Annotated in this window: 4 protein-coding genes and 1 pseudogene; all 5 read right to left on the bottom strand. The window is 39.4% G+C overall.

What is annotated here, in order from left to right:
* Window positions 1-78 precede the first annotated feature (78 nt).
* The gene (locus AC4II3_RS02320; RefSeq protein WP_488015697.1) at window positions 79-4,836 is read right to left on the bottom strand and encodes an amino acid adenylation domain-containing protein; all 4,758 of its coding nucleotides are present in this window, start codon (window positions 4,834-4,836) and stop codon (window positions 79-81) included.
* Complete coding sequence (locus tag AC4II3_RS02315) at window positions 4,833-11,420, bottom strand: SDR family NAD(P)-dependent oxidoreductase (protein WP_488011011.1); 6,588 nt, start codon at window positions 11,418-11,420, stop codon at window positions 4,833-4,835. The genes AC4II3_RS02320 and AC4II3_RS02315 overlap by 4 nt, the downstream gene beginning before the upstream one ends.
* A 147-nt stretch (window positions 11,421-11,567) precedes the next feature.
* A complete protein-coding gene (locus AC4II3_RS02310) occupies window positions 11,568-16,505 on the bottom strand; it encodes a type I polyketide synthase (RefSeq protein ID WP_488011009.1) in 4,938 nt (1,645 codons plus the stop codon).
* A gap of 1 nt (window position 16,506) precedes the next feature.
* Complete coding sequence (locus AC4II3_RS02305) at window positions 16,507-22,308, bottom strand: type I polyketide synthase (RefSeq protein ID WP_488029098.1); 5,802 nt, start codon at window positions 22,306-22,308, stop codon at window positions 16,507-16,509.
* 809 nt (window positions 22,309-23,117) lie between these two features.
* Window positions 23,118-23,317, bottom strand: a pseudogene (locus AC4II3_RS02300) (IS4 family transposase); the annotation flags it as partial.

Raw genomic sequence — 23,317 nt, 5'->3', positions numbered from 1 at the left:
TTTTATACTTACGTATCGTATTAATAAATAATTAATTGCCCAGCTATTTTGGAACTTAATTAAATACAATAAACAGAATTAATCTCTGACTTGATATCGAGAACGATGTTTTTGCCTGCGTGCTAGTCTTTGTTTCATCATGCTTTTACCTTCTTTCAAGTTAGTATCACGGATATTACGTGCTTCCTTGGAATCATTGTTACTAATACTTTCACCTTTTATATACTGACTCAAATAATAAATAGTTGGATATTTTAAAAGATCGACAACTTGCAGTTTTATTTTAAATATTTCTTGAAGTTTACCACTTACCTGTATCAAGAGTAAAGAGTTTCCTCCTACTTCAAAAAAATTATCATAAATTCCTACTTTTTCTAGTTTAAGCACATCTTGCCAAACCTTAGCAATCTGCTGCTCTGTTTCCGATTTAGGTACAACATATTCAGTAGAAGAGCGATTGCTTATGTTAAAACTGGGCAACTTTTTACGGTCTACTTTGCCATTGGGAGTTAATGGCAGGGACTCTAACAGTAAAAAGGCTGATGGAACCATATACTGAGGTAGAGCCTGTTCGATAAAAGTACGTAGTTTAGGAACTAACTGCTGAGATAATTTACTTTGTAAAGGATTGTTGCTGTAAACAGTCCAAGGTTTTTGCTGACACTTTTGTTTAGGTAGTGGGGGTAATCCATTATCAATTGGTGCAGATGATTTTTGCCAAAATATAACATTGTAGCAATCATTGGCATCAATATCTGACCAAGTAATGTAGCTTTTATAAGCTAACTCATCATCCAAATTCCAAAAATCTTCAGGTTCTATCCCTTTTTTTATAGTGATTTTTGGCAAAGCTTTGTGTATCTCTCCTACTGTAACAAATTCCTCTTTTTTTGTCAATAGTTTATCGAATTTAACTTGTGTTTGGAGGCGTGCATTGGGAACATCTTTGATTATGAGTATCTCTGGCTGTTTTTCTGCCAAAATTTGCTTAACAGATGGTAATGTCAGCTCCTCCTGTTGCCAATTCATAAATTGAGGATCAACGGTCGATGAAACTGTCGTTCCTACATGAATAATCACATCATACCGGAACTTGGTAATCTCATTATCAGCACGACCGCGCTTGAGCTGAATTTCTACCTGACTAATTTGGGGTAAATGCTGCTGTAGAGCTTGGAAAAAGGCTGGCTCAATTACCAATTCCTCTTCTTGTGTTAATTTTTTTTGCACTCGCTGCCATAAATCCTCTACTGTTAAATCATCAGCAGTTTGGCTCAATAATATATCAGTATGGAATGTTTCTAGTAGTCGTAGGCTCCGCACATCTCCGACAAAGATCACGCCACCCGGTTCCACTAGTTTGACTGCCTTTTCCAACACCCCTACTAAGTATTCAATGCTGGGAAAATACTGGACAACTGAGTTGAGTATCACAGCATCGAAGGATTCTTTTTCCACCGCTTGAAAATCGTGGGCAGGTTGGTTGTAGAGTTGTACATGAGACCAATTGCCCTCCAGTGTTTTCAATTGGTGCTCGATATAAGAAATAGCTTTGTCGGAAATATCTGTACCACAATAGTTGGAAGTGTGGGGAGCAATCTCGAATAGCAACATACCAGTACCACAACCGATCTCCAGCACACGCTCAGGTTTAAAACAGAGAATTCGCTCAATTGTGTAGTCTAACCATTGACGCATCTCTTGTTCAGGAATTGGTTGACCTGTATAGCTATCTCTCCAAATAAGAGTGTTGAATTTTGAACCTCCATCAACTGTGGTTTGCTCATAGATATTATTCCTGAGTTGCTGCCACAGCAATAGTCGATCATTATGGGCTTGATTGATCGATTCACGAGAACTTGGGTCTTGACCTTGGAAGTTGGGAACGATATAGGCTATAAGAGGCTTGTCACTCAAGCGATTGGGGTCAGTAATTACTACTGCTTCTTGCACCTCTGGGTGTTTAGTCAATGTTGATTCAATTTCTCCGAGTTCAATACGGAAACCCCGAATCTTGACTTGGTTATCAATTCGACCTAGATACTCAATATTGCCGTCAGGTAAGTATCGAGCTAAATCCCCTGTTTTATACAATCTTGACCTTTGACTTTGACTTTGACTTTGCAAGTTGTCAAAAGGGTTAGGAATAAATTTATCTTGAGTTAATTCTGGTCGGTTGAGATAGCCACGAGCCAAACCGGTTCCACCGATATGTAGTTCTCCAGGCACCCCAATGGGGACTGGTTGCAGATAACTGTCTAGGATATAAATTTCGGTATTGGCAATGGGACGACCAATTGGTGTAATTACATGACTATCTTCTGTTGGTTTTAGCCGATCTCCTACCTGGTAAATTGTTGACCATATCGTAGCTTCTGTCGGACCATAAACATTCCATACTTCCTTGCCTATCTTCAGTAATTGATGAGCCAATCGAGCAGGTAAAGCTTCACCTCCAGACAATAATTTCACGTCCAACTTGTGATTTGATAAGCCTGCAGTTAACAGCATTTTCCAAGTAGCAGGCGTTGCCTGCATCACTGTTGCTCCGGATTCTAATAACTGGGGTAACAGCCTGTTGCCATCTATAGCAATTTCACGAGGAACTAATGCTACTGATGCTCCTACTATCAGTGGCAGATAAAGTTCTAATGCTGCAATATCAAATGAGATGGTAGTAATGGCATTAAAAGTATCCAAATTAGTCAATTCCAGATAACGATTCATGGATACTAGGAAATTGACTAGAGACTGATGGTAGATTTGAACTCCTTTGGGTTTACCTGTAGAGCCAGAAGTATAAATCACATAAGCTCGATTCTCCGGAGTAACGACCCTCGTAGGATTTTGCTGAGAATGTAAAGCGATCGCTTGCCAATCACTATCCAGACATACCGTTTTGGTCTGATGTTTTGGTAGAAGCTCTAATAATGACTCTGTTGTTAGTAATACCGGCACAGCAGCATCTTCTAACATATAAGCTAACCGTTGTTGCGGATAACTGGGATCGAGGGGGACATAAGCTCCTCCAGCCTTAAGTGTCCCCAAAAGTCCCACTAACATTTCTATAGAACGATCTATACATAAACCTACTAGCACTTCTGCTCTTACTTCCAAACTTTGCAGATAATGTGCTAACTGATTTGCTCGTTCGTTCAACTCTTTATAAGTCAACCGTTGATTACCAAAAACTACTGCCACAGCATCTGGAGTTCGCTTGACCTGCTCTTCAAACAACTGATGAATACATTTATCTTGTGGATATTCCGTAGCAGTGTTATTCCATTCCCCTAGTAACTGCTGCTGTTCTGCATCCGTCAATAAAGGCAGTTGCACCACCTTTTGCTGGGGATTATTGACAATCCCTGCTAACAAAGTCTGGTAATGACTAGCCATCCTGGCAATAGTCTGCTCATCAAATAGATCTGTATTGTATTTGAGGAATCCCTGCATAGATGAGTCCTCTTCAATCATTTCTAATGTCAAATCGAACAGACTTTCATACTGAGCTAATGCAAAAGGTTCTACTTCCCATCCTGACCAATTTACAACAGTTTTTTTTCTGCTTGCTAACAGCTTTTGCACATTTTGAGCACCTTGGAAATTTTGTAGTATAAAGTAAGCTTGAAAGAGAGGAGATCGACTGGAATCTTGCTCTAGCTGTAATCGCTGTACTAACAGAGAAAAGGGATAATCTTGATGGGCTAATGCCCCAATGACAGTTTGGCGAACCTGGTTCAGGAAGTCTTTAAAACAGGGATTTCCTGACAAATTCCCCCTCATCACAACTTGATCAACAAAGTAACCAACAATGGGTACAAACTCAGGTCTAGATCTCCCAAAAGTAGGAGAACCAACCAAGATATCTTCTTGACCTGTGTAACGAGATAGAAGTATTTTAAAAGCCGCCAACAGAACCATGTAAAGAGTAGCGCCTTCTTTCTGAGCTAGTTCTTTGAGTTGCTCAGTTAGCTTTTGAGATAATTTTAAAGGGTAAGTAGCACCGTTATAGGTTTGTATTGGTGGTCGCGGTCGATCTGTGAGTAAATTCAACACAGGCAACTCCCCTGCAAGTTTTTGTTGCCAATAGCCCCAGAGCCGCTCTCCTTCAGAGCCTGCTAATAATTTCCTTTGCCAACTAACGTAATCTTGGTAACAGCAATCTATTTGAGGAAGAGATATCTCAACACCAGCTTGTTGAGCTTTGTAGATTTCTGGTATCTCTTTGATGATCGAACTCATTGACCAACCATCCCAAGCAATGTGATGTATTGTCAACAACAGGATATGGTCTTGTTGCGAGTGGCTAAACCACCTGACTCGCATTACGGGTTTTGTCTCCAGATTGAAGGGATGACGATGAGCTTGAAGAACGTTTGTGTACAACTCATCTTCACTCCAACTCGACGCATCAATCTCCAGGAAGTCCAATTGTTGATTTTGATGTACTTTTTGAACCAGTTCTTGACCCAGTTTTGGGAAAGTAGTTCGCAGCATTGGATGGCGGGTCTTTAAAACCTCAAAGACTTGCTGCCAAATAGCCAGATCTACCTGAGAGTAAATGCGAATGGCAAATGACAAGTTGTAAGTATAGCTCTGTGGTGCTACTTCCCATAAAAATCTGAGACCTGTTTGACCATAGGACAGAGGATATACTTGTAATATATCTGGCTGTTCCTGTAATAATTGTAATATTTCTGATTTGTACTGCTTCAGTTGAGCAATAATATCGGGAGTTAATACCTCTTGGGAACCTCCCGTACGCAATTTTTCCCCATCACACCACAACTTCACCCCTTTGAGAGAGATATCTTGTAAAAACTCCACTAAGTTCATAGTTCTACCTCTATCCAATTACTATCTTTGACGTTATCTGGCTCAATTTGCCCTTGATTATTTAATTCAATAGTTTGATTTTTCTCTGTTTTAATTATCAGTTCTTGCTTAATCTCAGTTGCTAGAGATATAATGGCGATTCCTTCCATAAATCTGGTGGCTGGAATATCGACTCGCAGCTCAGTTTGAATCTGATTTCGCAATTCCACAGCCATCAATGAGTCAAGTCCCATCATAGTTAGAGATTTTTCTAACTCTATTTGAGAGACCGTCATACCCATAATATGAGCAATTTTGCTTTGGAGATAAGAGATCAATAGCTTTTCTTGTTCCCTATCTGAAGCTACATTTAGCTGTTCTAAAATCCGATCGTTCTGATTCTGTTCTACCGATTTTGTGGTAAAAGCTTCTAAAAATGGGAGCTTTGCCAATCCTGGCATCTGCCTAAAAAACTCCGACCAATTAACTGGGAACACCCCTACTTGGCTTTGAGACCCTGATAACAATGAACCTAATGCTTGCATTCCTGATTCGGGTTCAATGGCCACTACCCCGCTACTCTGCATTCGATTTTGATGTTCCTTTGCTAAACGAGCTGCCATTCCTGCTGTCGCCCATGCTCCCCAGTTAATGCTTAATCCTGGTAATCCCTGACCTCGACGATAGTGGGCGATCGCATCCATAAAAGCATTGGCAGCAGCATAGTTTCCTTGACCATAATTCCCCAACATAGAAGCCATAGACGAGAAACAAACAAAGAAATCTAAAGGTAAATCCCGAGTCAGTTGATGTAAATACCAGGTTCCTGACACCTTGGGAGCCATAACTTTTGTAAATCCCTCCCAGCTCATCTTTTGTAATACCCCGTCATCCAAAACCCCAGCAGCATGAATTACTCCTTTAAGTGGAGGTAACGAAGCAGATATCCCCTCTAAGATTTTGATGACAGACTCTTGAGTCGAAATATCCCCTAACAAAACACTGACTGATGCTCCTGCTGCTTCTAACTCCTCTATAATTTTTTGTGCAGTTTCATTCGGACTCCGACGCCCAGTTAATACTATATGCTTGGCTCCCTCGGATACCATCCATTGGGCTACTTCTAAGCCTAAAGCTCCTAAACCTCCTGTAATTAAATAACTTGCTTCTGGTTTGATGGATTTTTGCTCATCTCCAGTTTCTGGCATAGAAACTACCACTTTTCCTATATGCTTACCTTGCTGCATATATCGGAAGGCAGCTTTCACTTCTGTACTAGGAAATACTTTATAAGATAATGCTTTCAGTTTTCCTTGCTGACACTGCTGGTTCAATTCCTCTGAAATTTTGGCAATTAAACCTGGTTCTTGTTGGATTATCTCTCCAATATCAAAAGGTAAGTAATTAGCATCTGGTCGCTTCTGCATCACCTTTTGTTTGTCCCAAATACCTATTTTACCAATTTCTACAAATCGCCCTTGGGTCGCTAAAACAGCAAAACTATTATCAATAAAATCTCCATTCAGACTATTTAAGACTATATCTACACCTTTTCCTGCCGTCAGACTCATAATTTCATCGGCAAACTCTAAAGTACGGGAATTCATTATGTGTTTAATGCCCATAGACTTTAGAAACTCCCACTTAGGAGGACTTGCCGTCGCGAATACTTCTGCTCCTGCCTGGAGCGCAATTTGAACTGCCGCTTGCCCTACACCACCAGCAGCAGCATGAATTAATACCCGCTCTCCTGGCTGAATTTTGGCTAAGTATTGTAATCCATAGTAAGCTGTGGCAAAGGTCAATGGTAAAGTAGCTGCTTCCGTAAAACTCAGATTTTTCGGTTTAACCATGACTAACTCAGCAGGAGTAGTAACAAAGCTACTAAACCCATTGTGAACCAAAGTCATTACCTCATCTCCCACCTGCCACTGAGAGACATTTTCTCCCACAGATGCAATAACGCCTACACATTCTAAGCCAAAGTTGAGTTGAGCTACGTCAGTAATACCTAATACCTGAGCATAATAGTCTTTCAGTAACCCCAATGAATTGAGTACATCTCGGAAGTTTAAACCCACTGCTTTGACTTGAATTTCTACTTCATTCCCTTTTGGAGCAAGGCGCTGCATTACCTGCCAGTTGAGCTTGTCTATCAGTCCATATTCAGACAACTTCAATTCCAGTGGTTGATTTTCTAATCCTAATTTTTCTTCTAAGCTCGATTTCGGCTTTTGTTGTCGTACTAATCTTGCTACATAACGGACTCCCTGACGAATTGCAATCTGGTCTTCATTATCATTAGAAAATACTTCATCTACTAAATTGGGGAGCATTTCCGTAACATTCGATTTGGGGTCTAAGTCTATTCGGCCACATTTTAATTCTGGGTGTTCTAGACTAATAACACGCCCTAGTCCCCATAAACTTCCTTGTTGGGGTTGCACCACTTCTGCTTCATCCAATATACTCTGAGTCCCTTGACTAACTAACCACATCGGTATTACATTAGTCAATCCAGCTTGAACTAAGGCTTGCAATAAATGTAATGCTGTGGCACAACCAAGTTGTTGAGCTGTTTGTAAGTCCTCGGCTTCATTTATACCCCATAAATGCAAAATGCCCTTAATATCAGAATTATCTTGGAGCAATTTGGTAAATTGTTCAGCTACAGTGGGATTAATTTGATAATGTTGAGGAGCTAATTGCTGATACTCTGAACCTGGAGATACCCAAATATAGTTCTGTCCTCTCTCTTGTAGATACTTCCCGACCGAGTCTAGTAATTCATCAGTCAGTGTAAATACTAACCATTTACCAGATCCATTTTCATATTTTTCAATTTTTGTTAAAGGTTGAGCTTCCCATTTAATTTCATAAAACCAATCACTTAAATCTGAATCTAGACTCTTCAGTAAGGTTTCCGGATTCGCTTTCCTTCCCTCAAAACCGTTAACCTGAGCCACCAATTCTCCAGTTTGGTCAAATAATTGTATTTCTGCTTTCAGCAGTTTTTCCTCTGATGCTCCATCTTTTAATCCACGGGTATAACACCAAAGCGAACCATTCTCAGGGCGCTGATAAAAAGTAAACTTCTCTATACTGAAGGGCACAAAAGTTTCATTTTTGTCACCAGCAAGACTGAGATTAAGTGCAGCCACTGACTGAAAGCATGAGTCAATTAAGGCAGGATGTATTTGATACTTTAGCGCATCTAACACTGTCTCAGGTACTTTCATTTGACACAGAATTTCTCCCTCTCCTAACCATACTTGGTCTATCCATCTAAAACTCTCCCGTAATTGAACTTGTCTATCCCATAGACTCTGGTAAATTTCTGTGCTTTCAATTTTTTGACTACAACGAGATTGAATTTCTTCGATGGTTTCTAGAGACTGCTGCGTTTGCGAAGCATGACCTAGGAATCGCTCCACATTGGTAGGATAAATCTTTCCTGTAGCATGGACAGCCCAAGAATTACTCTCAGAGCTATCAAAACTAATTACTTGAAATGAATATGAGTTATCCTGTGGAGTTAAAGCTACCTGAACGTTCCGTACCCCCTGTTCTGGTATTACTAAGGCTTGGGGAAACAGAATATCTTCTAGTTGATATTCGGTTGCAGAAAATGTTAGAGAGGCGCTTGCTAACAATAGAGAAATGTGACTAGCTCCAGGCACTACCACTTTTTCATATATGCAGTGGTCTGCTAAAAATGGTAAGGCGTCGGTGCTAAATTCAGATTCAAAAAAGATGTCTTTTGATAAAGGAGATTGAAACTTTCGATTAATCAGAGGATGAAGTTTAGTTGCAGAAATTCTTTTATAATTGGTCGTTTCAACCCAATACTTTTCCCGCTGAAATGGATAAGTGGGTAAGATTACTTTCTGGTAGCGAGAATCTCGGTCAAACCCTGACCAATCTACTTTAGCACCCTGTACATACAACTGTCCTAAACTTGAGAGCATTTGTTGCCATTCTTCTACTCCAGAACGTAACGATGGTAACCATACTCCTGAATCTTCTGGTAAACATTGACGTCCCATCCCCAGCAATATTGGTTTTGGTCCCACTTCCAAAAACAATTCATAACCTTGCTCATTTAGAGTTTTCATACTCTGGGCAAATCTTACTGGTTGTCGGACATGATTTACCCAATATTTAGCTGTAGTCATTTCTGAACTCACCTTTTGACCAGTAACATTAGAAATAACTGGTATCCTAGGCTGACTATAGGTGACTTCCTGAGCTACTGCTTCAAACTCTGCCAACATTGGCTCCATCAACGGAGAGTGAAAAGCATGGGACACCTGTAAATGTTTGGTCTTAACTCCCTTTGTTTCTAACTTACTGCAAATGGTTGCGATCGCTTCACTTTCACCAGAAATCACGATACTTTCTGGTCCATTAATCGCTGCTATTGTCACTTGTGAACTATACTCGCCTATAGCTTCTATGACTTGAGATTCTGATGCTAACAAAGACACCATTTCACCACCAGATGGTAACTGTTGCATCAACCTTCCCCGCATGGCGATTAATTTCAGACCGTCCTCCAGACTGAAAACTTCTGCTACACAAGCTGCTACATATTCTCCCACACTATGACCCATCACCACATTGGGTTTAATCCCCCAAGATTCCCATAACTTAGCTAGGGCATATTCTATAGCAAACAAAGCAGGTTGGGTATAAGCTGTTTGGTCTAGCAAAGAAGAACTTGACTTTTGTGCATCTTTAGGGGAGATAACCTCTAATAGAGGTACTTCTAGATAGGGTTGTAAAATTTGGTCGCATCGATCTAAAGCTTGACGGAAAGTCGGTGCTTGTTCATACAGTTGCCTTCCCATATTCACATACTGGGAACCTTGACCTGTGAATAGGAAAGCTATTTTTGGACTTTGGCTGCCCCCATCTGGTTGTCCAGAAAATAGTCCAACTACTTCTTTCTTAGTTTTCCAGTCAAGCAGTTTTTCTATTAATTCCTTTTGCTCAGAAGCAATAACCCCTAGTCGATGATTAAAATGTGCTCTGCCTGTATTAGCTGTATAACATACATCGGCTAGTGCCAAATCGGGATAATTTTTTAAAGAATTTTGATAACTACTGACTAAATCTTCTAAAGATTTTTGTGTCTTGGCTGATAAAGTTAATAAATGCAGCGAACGTTCTAAATAGTCTTCACTTCTAACTTCTGACTTCTGACTTTTCACTTCAATTGGAGCTTCTTCTAAAACTATATGAGCATTGGTGCCACTAATAGCAAAAGAGCTTACTCCTGCTACTCTTTTATCTCCTGATGACAGCCAAGGTGTCAGTTGAGTAGGTACTTTTAAAGGTATATTCTCCCAATCAATATAGGGGCTAGGATTAACAAAATGCAGATGAGGGGCAATTTTTTGATGTTGCAGTTGTAAAACTACCTTAATAACACCTGCAATTCCTGCTGCTGCTTCTAGATGACCAATATTAGTTTTAACTGAAGCGATATGCAATGGATTTTCCCGATCGCGTCCCTGCTCAAACACGCTAGCTAAAGCTCTCACTTCCATAGGATCTCCCAGGGAAGTTCCTGTACCATGAGCTTCCACATAACTAACTTTATCGGGTTCTACTTTTGCTGCTTTGAGAGCTTGTTGAATAAGTTTTTCTTGAGCTAGTTTATTAGGTACTGTCAGTCCGCTACTCGGCCCATCATGATTAACAGCGGAACCACGAATTACTGCCTGGATATTGTCCCCATCTTTGACCGCATCCGACAAACGCTTAAGTACGACAATGCCACATCCCTCTCCCCTACCATAACCATCAGCAGCAGCATCAAAAGTTTTACACTTGCCATCAGGTGATAGAGCCTTTAATTTTGATAGTGCAGTTGTCACTTGAGGAGAGAGAATTAGTTGGACTCCTCCTGCTAAAGCCAGATTAGACTCACCCTGACGCAGACTCTGACAAGCTTCATGTATAGCTACCAGAGATGATGAACAAGCTGTATCTATTGCTATTGATGGGCCTTGCAATCCTAAAAAGTAAGATAACCTACCTGCTGCAAAACAAAACCCATTTCCTGTGGCATCGTAAGGGCTAATATTTTCGACTTGGCTCAAACCCAAATTAGCATAATCATTTTGACCGATACCCAGAAATACTCCTGTCTGAGTGTTTTCTAATTGCTGGGGATTAATACCAGCTCTTTCTAAAGCTTCCCAAGTTACTTCTAAAATAAAACGTTGCTGTGGGTCAAGGCTATGGGCTTCTCGGCCAGAGATACCAAAAAATTGAGGATCAAAGCGATCTACCTGATCGACTAATGCTGCGTGACGGATATACATTTTCCCCGGAGTATCAGGGTTGGGGTCGTAGTAAGAATCTATATCCCAACGTTCTACTGGAATCTCTCTAACAGAGTCTTTACCATTAGATAACAATTCCCAGAAACTTTCTGGTGTGTTGGCATTTCCTGGAAATCGACAGCCTATGCCAATGATGGCGATCGCTTCATTTCTTGAACGCTCCATCATCTCCAATTTAGTTTCTGCTTTCTTTAAAGCTAAAAACATCTGTTTGGATAATGATAGTTGCTCTTTTTCAGTACTCGTTTCCATAAATACTTTTTTAGCCTTAACCTAATTTTTTTTGTTTTACATAAGTCTATAGTTTAAAAATTGCCTAGTTAATCATTTTTTTATGCCTTTTTTATGAAAATACCCCAAAATATAGATCTTTCGTTTTCACATTCACCATTATATATATTAGAGCATATTCTTGATTTTTTCCAGTTGTTGAGCTGCTAGTGCTTCAAAATCTTCTTCTGAAATATCTTCAAGAACTGGCAATATAGTACCATCTATTTGTGATACATTAGTTTGATTCAGCCCATTAGATAATGCCTCATTTTCTGTTGTATTCCATTCCATTAATTCCTCTATTATATGTAAGGACAATTTCGCAATCGTTGGATATTCCATAGCTATTGTCTCAGGTAAATTAGTTTCTAGTTGATTTTGCAGTCGATTTTTTAATTCTACCGCCATTAAAGAATCCATTCCCATTTCCATAAAGCCCAAATTTACTTCAGGTAATTGAGATGAACTTAAATCTAGTACCTGAGCTACTTGCCCTCGAATGTGTTCAGTTAAAATTTCTTGACGTTCCTCTAGTGATACTGTCTCTAATTTTGCTAAAATTTCGGCTTTGACCTTCTGTTCCAGTGTATCATGTTCTGGCTCCTCCTTCTGTAATAATTCTCGTAGTAATGAACTTTTTTTGATACCACTCCAATGTTCTGCCAATATCGTCCACTGTACGGGTATTACACCTACCCGAGCCATAGCAGATTGATTTGCTAACAGTAAATCCAAGGCATACATTCCTTGTTTTGGGGCAATCTCAGTTACCCCACTGCTATGAATGCGATTTTGATGCTCCACTGCTAAACGAGCAGCCATGCCCCCAGATGCCCATGCTCCCCAATTAATAGCCAATCCTGACAATCCTATGCTGCGACGATAACCAGCTAAAGCATCCATAAAGGCATTGGCTGCAGCATAATTTCCTTGACCAGGGGAACCAATTAAGGAAGCTATTGAAGAGAAACAGACAAAGAAATCTAATGGCAGATTTTGAGTTAATTTATGTAAGTGCCAAGTTCCTATTACTTTTGGCGACATTACTTTCGTAAAACGCTCCCAATTCATCTGTTGTATGGTTCCATCATCAAGCACTCCTGCTGCATGAATTATTCCTTTGAGTGTTGGTAAAGATATCTGAATCTGTTCCAGAATTTTAGCTAGATCTTCTTTAATAGAAATATCCCCTAACAAGACCTTGACTTGGCATCCTGCTTGTTCTAATTGTTGTATAGATTCTTGGACTTTTTCTGAAGGAGGGCGGCGTCCAGTTAACACAATGTTTTTAGCACCCTTTTCTACCAACCATTCGGCGGTATGTAATCCTAACGCTCCTAATCCTCCAGTTATTAAGTAACTACCATCTGATGATAAGGATAGGGGTTGAGGAAATTCTGGAGGAGATTGATTGGCCAGACGAGCTACATAAGTATTTTCTCCCCGTAAAGCTAGATTATCTTCTTCTTGTTCATTAACTAACAATTGCCATAGCATTTCTACTTCGTCTGCTTCTGGAGCTTGTGGGTCTAGATCCACTAATCCTCCCCATAATTGGGGATGTTCTAGGGACACTGCTCGACCTAACCCCCACAGAGGCGATGCTGCTAATCCTGATATATTATTTTCTGTTTTTGATAATACTGACTGAGAGCCACGGGTTACTATGCATAGTTGGGGAGCGCTGGCGTTTTTGAGTAAAGTCTGTAACAGGTACATCACGCTGCCACATCCCCATAACTGGGTTTCTTCTAAAGTGTCAAGGGTTAAATCTTTTGATTCTGGAGCATCTAAACTCCACAAATGAATTAACTTTGACAAGGGGATTTGACTACTTTCTTGAACTTCTTGATACAGTTTTTCAAATTCTTCGGGAATATAAGGATTAAGTTGATATTTTCCTACTGCTTGTTTTTGATAGCTCTCTCCTCTATAAACTAAGCTATATTGATGACCCTGTTGTTGTAATTTTTGGGCTAATTTTTCTGCTACCCCTGTGGTATCGGCAAAAATTAACCAATGACTTAATTTAATGCTTGTTATTGAATGAGTTTTCTCTAAAAGTTTCCACTGAACTTCATAGAACCAATTTTTGATAGTTACTGCTGCTAATTGTTCCTGATGTTTTTTAGCTAATACATCTAATATTTCTGGTAAAATTTTAAGCTGTTCTGGTGAAAAATTTACCGCTTTTTCTAATTGTTGATTAAGTGCTTCTGTTTTTCCTTGAGTGAGTAGTTTAACAATTGAAGTGTCACTAATATTGTCTGATTTTTGATTTTCGTTGTGTTTGTTTTCTGTTATTTCTACCCAGCAGCGTTGTCGTTGAAATGGATATGTGGGCAATGGTACTTTCTGACGAGTATAATCTCGGTCAAACCCTGACCAATTCACTGTTATTCCTTTAACGTACAACTTTCCTAAACTCAATAACATTTGCTGCCATTCTTCTACAGCAGGACGTAATGATGGCAACCATACTCCTTCTTCTGGTAGACATCTACGTCCCATCCCTAACAAAATTGGTTTCGGTCCTATTTCCAAGAAAAGTTTATTTCCTTGATCGTGCAACGTTTTTATACTTTGAGCAAACTGTACTGGTTTTCGGATATGATTTACCCAATATTCTGCCTTAGTTACTTCATTTCCTGCTTTTTTCCCAGTTACATTTGATACCAATGGTATTCTTGGCTGATTATAAATTACTTCCTGAGCTACTGCTGCAAACTCTGCCAACATTGGCTCCATCATAGGAGAATGAAAAGCATGGGATACATGTAAAGGCTTGGTTTTAACTCCCATTGCTTCTAACTTACTACAAACAGTTGTGATCGCCTCACTTTCACCAGAAATCACCATACTTTCTGGTCCATTAATGGCTGCTATTGTAACTTTTGAACTATAGTCATCTATAGCTTCTCTAACTTGAGATTCTGAGGCCATCACTGCCACCATCTCTCCACCGGAGGGTAACTGTTGCATCAACCGTCCCCGCATAGCAATTAATTTCAGACCATCTTCTAAACTGAAAATTCCTGCTACAGTTGCTGCCACATATTCTCCTACACTGTGACCCATGACTACAGTTGGTTTGATTCCCCAAGATTCCCATAACTTGAACAAAGCATATTCAATGGCAAACAGAGCAGGTTGGGTATAACCTGTTTGGTCTAATAAATTCGAGGTTAACTTTTGTACATCTTTAGGGTAAATAACTTCTAATAGGGGATAGTCTAGATAGGGTTGTAAAATTTGGTCGCATCGATCTAAAGCCTGACGGAAAGTTGATTGAGTTTCATACAATTGCTTCCCCATATCCACATACTGGGAACCTTGGCCTGTGAATAGGAAAGCTAGCTTAGAACTTGCGCTACCACTATCAAATTCTCCACAAGATACTCCAATTACTTCCTTTCCTATTTTTTTGGAAAGTAGCTTTTCTGATAATTCTTTTTGATCAGAAGCAATAACTGCTAGTCGATGCTTAAAATGTTTCCTTCCTGTATTAGCCGTGTAACATACATCTGCTACTGCCAAATCTGGATACCTTTCTAAATACTTTTGATAACTACTGACTAAATCTTCTAAAGCTTTTTCTGTTTTTGCCGATAGAGTTAATATATGAATTGGACGTTCGGCAATATCCTCACTTCCGACTTCTGACTTCTGACTTCTGACTTCTTTAGGGGCTTCTTCTAAAACTATATGAGCATTGGTACCACCCATACCAAAGGAACTAACTCCTGCTATTCTTGGTTTCCCCTCGCAAGACCAAGGCATTAATGAAGTAGGAATTTTTATTGGTAACCTATTCCAATCTACATGAGGATTAGGTTGTTTTAAATGTAAATGAGGAGGTATTTTCTGATGCTGAAGAGCTAAAATTACCTTCATCAAAGATGATACACCTGCTGCTGCTTCCAAATGCCCAATATTAGTCTTTACTGACCCCACAATTAAAGGTTGATCTGCTGGACGATTTTTGCCGTATACTTCTGCCAGAGCTTCTATCTCAATTGGGTCTCCTAAAGAAGTTCCTGTACCGTGAGCATCCAAATAGCTAATTTGATGGGGTTCTAACTTGGCATTTGTCAGAGCTTGTTGAATTACCTGTTTTTGAGCCATTCTATTTGGAACTGTCATACCACTACTTGGCCCATCATGATTAACAGCAGAACCTCGAATAACGGCTGAAATTAGATCGCCATCACTAACTGCATCAGACAAGCGCTTCAAAACTAGGACACCACATCCTTCTCCCTGACCATAACCATTTGCAGAAGCATCAAAAGTCTTGCAACGACCATCAGGGGATAGTGCTTTCAGTTGGCAACGACCAATAGTGCTGATGGGCGATAATATTAAATTAACTCCACCCACTAATGCTAAGTTGGATTCTCCTGAACGTAAACTCTGACAGGCTAAATGGGTACCAACTAAAGAACTTGAACAAGCTGTATCTACCTGTATATTAGACCCTTGTAAACCCAAGAGATGAGAAATACGACCTACACCGATACTTCTATTACTTCCGAGAGTAGGGTAACTATTGGCTCCACTTAGAATTACGGCAGAATAGTCATCTGTAGAGATGCCCATGAATACACTTGTCTGACTATTCTTAAGGTTTGTCCAGGTTTGCCCAGAATTTTCCAGTGCTTCCCATGTTACCTCTAAAAGTAATCTGTACTGAGGGTCTAAACTAACTGCTTCTCTAGGAGAAATACCAAAAAATAAGGGGTCAAACTGGTCAACTTGCTCAATAAACCCACCCTCTTTAGTGTAGGCTTTCCCCGGAACTGCTGGTTCGGGATCGTAATAAGCGTTCACATCCCAACGATCCGGAGGAACTGGTTTAATAGCATCTATCCCATCATGCAATAAGCTCCAGTATGTTGATGGATCATTAGCTCCTCCAGGAAATCGACAGGCCATACCAACAATTGCGATCGGTTCTGTTTGGGCTTTGTTTACTGCTTCGAGCCTACTTCGCATTTCCTTCAAAGTTTGAAGCACTTCTTGGGATAAGAAGTTTTGTTGGTTTGTTTGAGAAATATTGCTCATTCTAGCCCTCCTCCTTCAGTAAAGCTTGGATTTCTTGTAATTCTGAGGCGATCGCACTATCAATTTCTCCTTCAAATTGTGTTTCTATATTCTTGGGAGTATTTATAGTCTGACTATCTTGAACATCTTCTTGATCTTGCTCTTCTGGGAAAATTTCTTTGATTAAGTATTCAGCTAAGTCTTTGATATTAGAAGTTTCAAACAATGTAGCTGTGCTGATGGAGGAACTAAAAGTAGAACTCAACAGATTTCTTAGCTCAACCGCCATCAAGGAATCCATTCCCATTTTAAAGAATCCTAACTCAGGATCAGGAAGTTTAGATTTCGATAATCCTATAATTTTAGCTACATCAGTTTGAAGATGCTCGATTAGCATTTGGTTCCGTTCACTTTCTGGGGATTGATGAAGTTGTTGTAACAATTTCGAGCTATCTTCCGAAGCGCCTTCTCCATCTGTTGCATCTGAGTCTAGTGAAATTTCTTCCAGAAATGACCGTTTACCTCCTAGTTCATAGAGTTCCTTAAATAAATCCCAATTTATATCTGCTACTACTGTGTGAGGACTATTGCTTCCTAATACTTTTTCCAAAGCAGCTATTGCTTTTTCAGGCTCTAGTGGTTTTACCCCCATTTGGTTTAACCAATTCATTGCCTCTCCTGTTGCCATTCCTCCTCCTGACCAAGGCCCCCAATTTATGCTATGGCTTGGTAATCCTATAGATTGCCGATAATAAGTTAATCCATCCAGAAAATGGTTAGCTGCTGCATAGTGAGCTTGACCTTTAGAACCCCATACTGATGCAATAGAGGAGAAATTAACAAAAAAGTCTAGCTCAAGCTTCTGAGTTAATTGATGTAACAACCATCCTCCTACTACTTTTGGACGGAGTATGGCTTCGAGTTGAGACAGTTCCAACTCCTGAAGCAGGTGAAATCCTATAACTCCTGCGGCATGAATTACTCCTTTGAGAGGTGGCATTGCTTCTTCTACTTGCTTTAATGCCTTCTCCATATCTTCTTGAACAGATACATCGGCTTGAGTTACAACTACCTCTACCCCTTGCTTCCGTAAACTATTAATCCTCAATTGTGCTTGCTCTGATGGCTTACTGCGACTGGTTAATATTAGATATTGACATCCCTTCTCTACCAACCATTGAGCTATACTCAATCCTAATGCTCCTGTTCCCCCAGTAATTAAATAACTTCCTTCTTCACTCAAAGATACTGGTTGAGACTCTGCTAAGAGTTTTCTTTCTAAACGAGCTACATAGATTTCTCCATTACGAATGGCCAGTCTATCTTCTTCTTGCTCATCTTCTAGTAGCTGTAGTAGTATTTCTGCTTCATTTGTGGACGATTCCTGGTCTAAGTCAAGTAGCCCTCCCCATAATTGAGGATGTTCCAGAGATATGACTTTTCCTAGTCCCCATAGTGGGGTTTGGGCTATTGCTATTTCTTCTACATGAGGCAACACGGACTGGGAACCTTTGGTAATTAACCACAGTTGAGGTGAGAGTGAGTTCAAGTTCCAGTGTTTTTCCATAGCTTGCACCAGATGCAATACGCTACCACAACCATACTTTTGTGCTGACTCTAAAGCTACCTGAGTTAGTTGTTGAGAAGGTGTAGTTTCTAGACTCCACAAGTGAATTATTTTCAGACTTTCCCCAACAGTTATCTTTACCTCTTGGCAAAAACTCTCAAAATCTCCTGGATTAGATGGGTTTAGCTCCCAACTTCCTGTTTCTTTTTGCTTGTAGGTTTCCCCGAGCAAGACCATAAAACAGCGATCGCCTCTTTTTTCTAAGAGATTTTTCAGTCTTTTACCTACACCATCTTTGTCGCTGAATATTATCCATTTTTTCGGCTGTAGTCGTTTATTATGCTGTTGTCGAGTGCCTGTTTTTTGCCATTCTACCCCATAGAAAAGTTGTTGTAATGAAACATCAGAGTAATACAGTGGTTTATGTAGAATTTCTTGGTTCCACTTGTAAATTTCATCTACTGACAAGAGGTTTTGTTTTTGTGCTGTCATTACTACATAGCTGACTAACTTTTTACGCAACATCTTGTATAAGTTGTCATAAGATTGAAGACCTACTCTGGCATTTTCGTTTAAATTACTTTGTTTACATACATAGTTGAGATTCTCTGTAAAATTTGGATCGTCTAGACCATTAGCAACTTCGTTACTAATATCTACATAATGTATTATCTTGAGATGATTTTGTGATAGTAAATATAACCATTCTTGTTGTGTTATTAGATAAGATGAGTGAGCATCATAATCAAGACTAAATGAGGCGTTAGAGATAAAATCTGATAAGACTAAATGACCTTGATCATTTAAGTGATTTCTAATATTCAAAAATAGTTCTTCTTTCTTCTTGATGTGACAAATTACTTCAAATCCATATATCAGATCGTAATTGTCTGGAAACTCATCCTGGGAACTATCTCCATTAACAATTTTTATCCGCTGTTCCAGATTTAATTGATGAATTTTTTTATTTCCTAATTCTACTTGACTATCTGATATTGTATAGCCACAAAGCTCTAAGTGATTATACTTCTGACCTAAGGCCATTAAATCTGTCCCATGGCCACAACCAATATCTAGAACTTTCTGACAAGAATAAAAATCGACTTTCTGCCAACCTATATTTCTAATCTCTTGCTGGGCTGTTGATGCTAATTTGTGATATTTTTCTTGTGTTTTCAATTTGGCGAAAAATAGAACCCATGAAAATCCTCTAATAATCGCCGGTAAAGGAATATAGTTCAAAATTGCTTCTTCATCTGTAAACGAAGCTAACTCATCATAAAAGTCACCAACTATATCACCTTGATTTTGCAGATATTTCTGATGACGATTTGTTAAAAGTTTTAATAACTTAGGTAATAATTTTTGTTCATCTTCTGTTAATTCCTCAGATAACTTTATTTCTTGAGTTAATCTGTCTATATTACCTTGATCAAGAACTAAATTAAGAGTATTGTTATCTTGATTTTTAGAAGTATCTATCCAATATCTTTCTCGCTGAAATGGATACGTTGGCAATGCTACTTTATGATTAGTATAATCTCGGTCAAATCCTGACCAATCTACATTGAAACCTTTTACATACAACTGTCCTAGACTTGAGAGCATTTGTTGCCATTCATCCACTCCAGGACGCAATGATGGCAACCATACACCTAAACCTTCGGGTAGACATTGCCTTCCCATCCCCAGTAATATTGGTTTTGCTCCAATTTCTAGGAAAATTTCAGCACCTTGTTTTTGCAACGTTTCCATCCCTTGGGCAAACCGCACTGGCTGACGTACATGATTTACCCAATATTTGGCTGAACAAATACTATCGTCTGCTACTGTTCCTGTAAGATTGGATATTACTGGTATTTTGGGTTGACTATAGGTGAGTCCTTCCGCTACTGCTGTAAACTCTGTCAACATTGGTTCCATTAATTCTGAATGGAAGGCATGGGATACCTCTAGTTGTTTGGTTTTGATTCCCTCAACTTCTAAGCTACTAATAACAGCTCTAAGTTCAGTTGACTTTCCAGAAATGACTACACTTTCTGGTCCGTTTATTGCTGCAATACCTATTTCGGTGTCTGGAGCTATCAGGGTTTTCACTCTTGATTCTGATGCCATCACTGCCACCATCCCTCCTCCACTGGGCAACTCTTGCATTAACCTACCCCGCTCGGCTATCAGCTTCAGACCCTCTTCTAAACTGAAAATTCCTGCTACTGTTGCTGCTACATATTCTCCCACACTATGACCCATGACTAGCTCTGGCTTGATTCCCCAGGATTGCCAGAGTTGAGCTAGAGCATATTCTACAGCAAATAGAGCAGGTTGGGTATAAGCAGTTTGGTTTAATAGAGATGAGTGGGATTCGTCTTCCTTGACAGGATAGAAAATTTCTTTGAGGGAGGTTGTCTGGAATTTTCCTAAGATTTCGTCACATCTGTCAATAGCTTCTCGGAATACTGATGATTCCTCATATAGTTCCTTCCCCATATTTACGTATTGAGAACCTTGCCCTGTGAATAAAAAGGCTATTTTCGGTGTATTGCTATTTTTAGGAAGTTCACCAGAGCAGATTCCTACTACTTCCTCACCTGCTTTGTATTGTAGGAGTTTTTCTACTAATTCTTGTTGGTTAGAGGCAATGACTGCTAGTCTATGGTTAAAGTGACTACGTCCGATATTAGCTGTGTAGCAAATATCCCCAAGCTCACTGTCATTTTTTTCTTCTTCTAGATAATTTTGATAACGAACGACTAACTCAGAAAGTGCTTTTTCCGTTTTTGCTGAAAGAGTTAGTAAATGCAACGAATGTTCTAAATTATTTTCTTCTTGCAGAGGAGCTACGCTATCATTATCATTTTTGAGTTTTGACTGTATGTAAACCCTAGAATTAGGCACTTCCTTTTGATTTTTGACTTGAAATGGTGCTTCTTCTATGACTATGTGAGCGTTCACACCCCCTATTCCAAAAGAGCTAACTCCTGCTCGTCTAGGAATCTCTTCCCCTGATTCTGTTTTTAACTTTTTCCATTCTTGAGTTTGGTCAATTATGTAAAATGGACTATCTTTTAAATTAATGCGTGGATTTAATTCTTTAAAGTTGACAATAGTCGGCAATTTTTTATGCTTCATTGCCAAGAGGACTTTAATCACTCCAGCAATTCCCGCAGCTCCTTCCAAATGTCCAATATTACTTTTCACTGCCCCCAAACCACAATAGGATTTTTCTGACTTTCCTAACCCATATTGCTGATGTAGTTGTTTAAATCCTCGCTTGAGAGCATTAATTTCAATCGGGTCTCCCAAGGGTGTACCCGTGCCATGAGCTTCTATATAAGATACTGTATTGGGTGGAATATTAGCGTTAGTATAGGCAGAACGCAGCACTTGAGATTGAGCATAAACATTGGGAGATGTTAAGGTTCTAGCTCTACCTCCATGATTGATTGCACTCCCTTTGATTACACCATAAATGCGATCGCCGTCTTCTATTGCTTTTTTCAGAGGCTTTAATAAAACTACTCCTGCTCCTTCTCCCCTAACGTAACCATCAGCATCACTACTAAATGTTCTACATTGTCCTGTTGGGGATAACATCCCCAGTTGACTCATCTGGATGTATGTTGTTGAGGTAAATAAGACGCTTATCCCACCTACCAATGCCATTTCACATTCTGATTCTTTGAGGGATTTAACCGCGTAATGAATAGCTACCAGTGAGCTTGAGCAAGCTGTATCTATCGGAATACTTGGACCATGCAGGTTAAAAAATGAAGATATGCGGTTGGGAATCATACAAGTCCAAGTTCCTGTTCCACTATGACCTTCTACATTGTCTTGATTTTGGTTCATCAATAAAATAGAGTCATAGCTACACGCCCCGATAAAAACACCTACCTCTTTTCCCGAAAGTTGAGATGGTGAGTAACCTGCATCTTCTATACAAGACCAACTTAACTCCAGCAAAATTCTCTGTTGAGGGTCTGTTCTTGTTGCTTCTCTGGGAGAAATATCGAAGAATTCAGCATCAAACTGGTCTATATCTTCTGTTATTCCTGCCCATTTACTAATAGTTTTATTGGGGGTTTCGGGAGTGTCAGAATAATACTTCTGTACTTCCCACCTCTGGGAAGGAATTTCACTAATACTATTTATTCCTTGTTCAATATTCTGCCAAAACTGGTTGTGATCATTCGCTTCAGGAAATCGACAAGCCATACCAATAATAGCTATTAGATCGCTCTGGTATTTTTGATTCATAATCACCCCTACACTGCTCCAAAAAAATGATACATACAAACGTCACATAACATGATCATCTGATGCTTAATTACTTCTGAATCTGAGATCGTCTGCGGTTACTCAACTACAGGCATTGAAGTCTAGCCCACCGCATTTTTTGCTCCTTATAATTGGGTTTAAATCTCTATATCCCACGAATTAAAACCCCAGTTTAAACACCATCTGCTCCTAGGTGTTGATCCATCATGTTGAGCCATCATCTTTTTTTGTTTGTTATTAAGTTTGAGCTTCGTTCTGATGGATATCATGTGTGTTCTGAGAGTATACTTGCAGACTATTAGATAGGCTGCTTAATAATAACCTTTGGTATTCTATCTTTATTCTTTGATTAAGTCAACACTCTTTGGGGGGGGGGCGAAAATAGTTATAAAGCAGACAGGACAAGGGATATAGCTATCATTTTTAGAAAAAAACACTCCTAGTTAGTAGAATTAAGTTTCATGAAGTATTGTGTTCATTCAATAAGGTTATGGCTACATTTTAGCAGGGTAAGCTCAAGTAAATTTTATATAAAATTTACTTGACAAAAGTCTCAAAATAGTATCCTTTATAGCTAGCAGGGGGACAACAAAGCTTGTAACTCAGATCTGGCGTTGCTGAATCAAAAAATGGTATAATAAAAAGAAAACCGTGGAATGCCCGCGCATGTCATAGCAATAAAACTCATAAATATCATAAAATATGGTCATCAAAGACTGGGGGGCGACAAGCGCCCCGCAATCCATGTGGGGTAATAATTTGACAAAATTCTAGTAAAAAAAGATAGGTCAGTAATTTTCCTGGAGGGGTGACATGAGAGCTAAAAAGTAGACTGTATAAGCTTCATAGCTCTCATGCATGCCTCGTAAATAATTATCGAGCTTATGGCGACTTAAACGCATCAAATTTTAAACTAATTCTCAACATTTATTCATAAAATTAATCCACTTTTGGCCATAATGACCAATATAAAAACTGCTATGCCTTT

The organism is Moorena sp. (genome assembly GCF_982860115.1).
Note: the sequence above shows the minus strand (reverse complement) of the source record. Positions and strands in the feature narration are given on the sequence as shown.

Excerpts from the sequence above, each read along its gene's own strand:
- AC4II3_RS02320 (WP_488015697.1), bottom strand. The coding sequence starts at position 4,836 with ATGAACTTAGTGGAGTTTTTACAAGATATCTCTCTCAAAGGGGTGAAG.
- AC4II3_RS02315 (WP_488011011.1), bottom strand. The coding sequence starts at position 11,420 with ATGGAAACGAGTACTGAAAAAGAGCAACTATCATTATCCAAACAGATG.
- AC4II3_RS02310 (WP_488011009.1), bottom strand. The coding sequence starts at position 16,505 with ATGAGCAATATTTCTCAAACAAACCAACAAAACTTCTTATCCCAAGAA.
- AC4II3_RS02305 (WP_488029098.1), bottom strand. The coding sequence starts at position 22,308 with ATGAATCAAAAATACCAGAGCGATCTAATAGCTATTATTGGTATGGCT.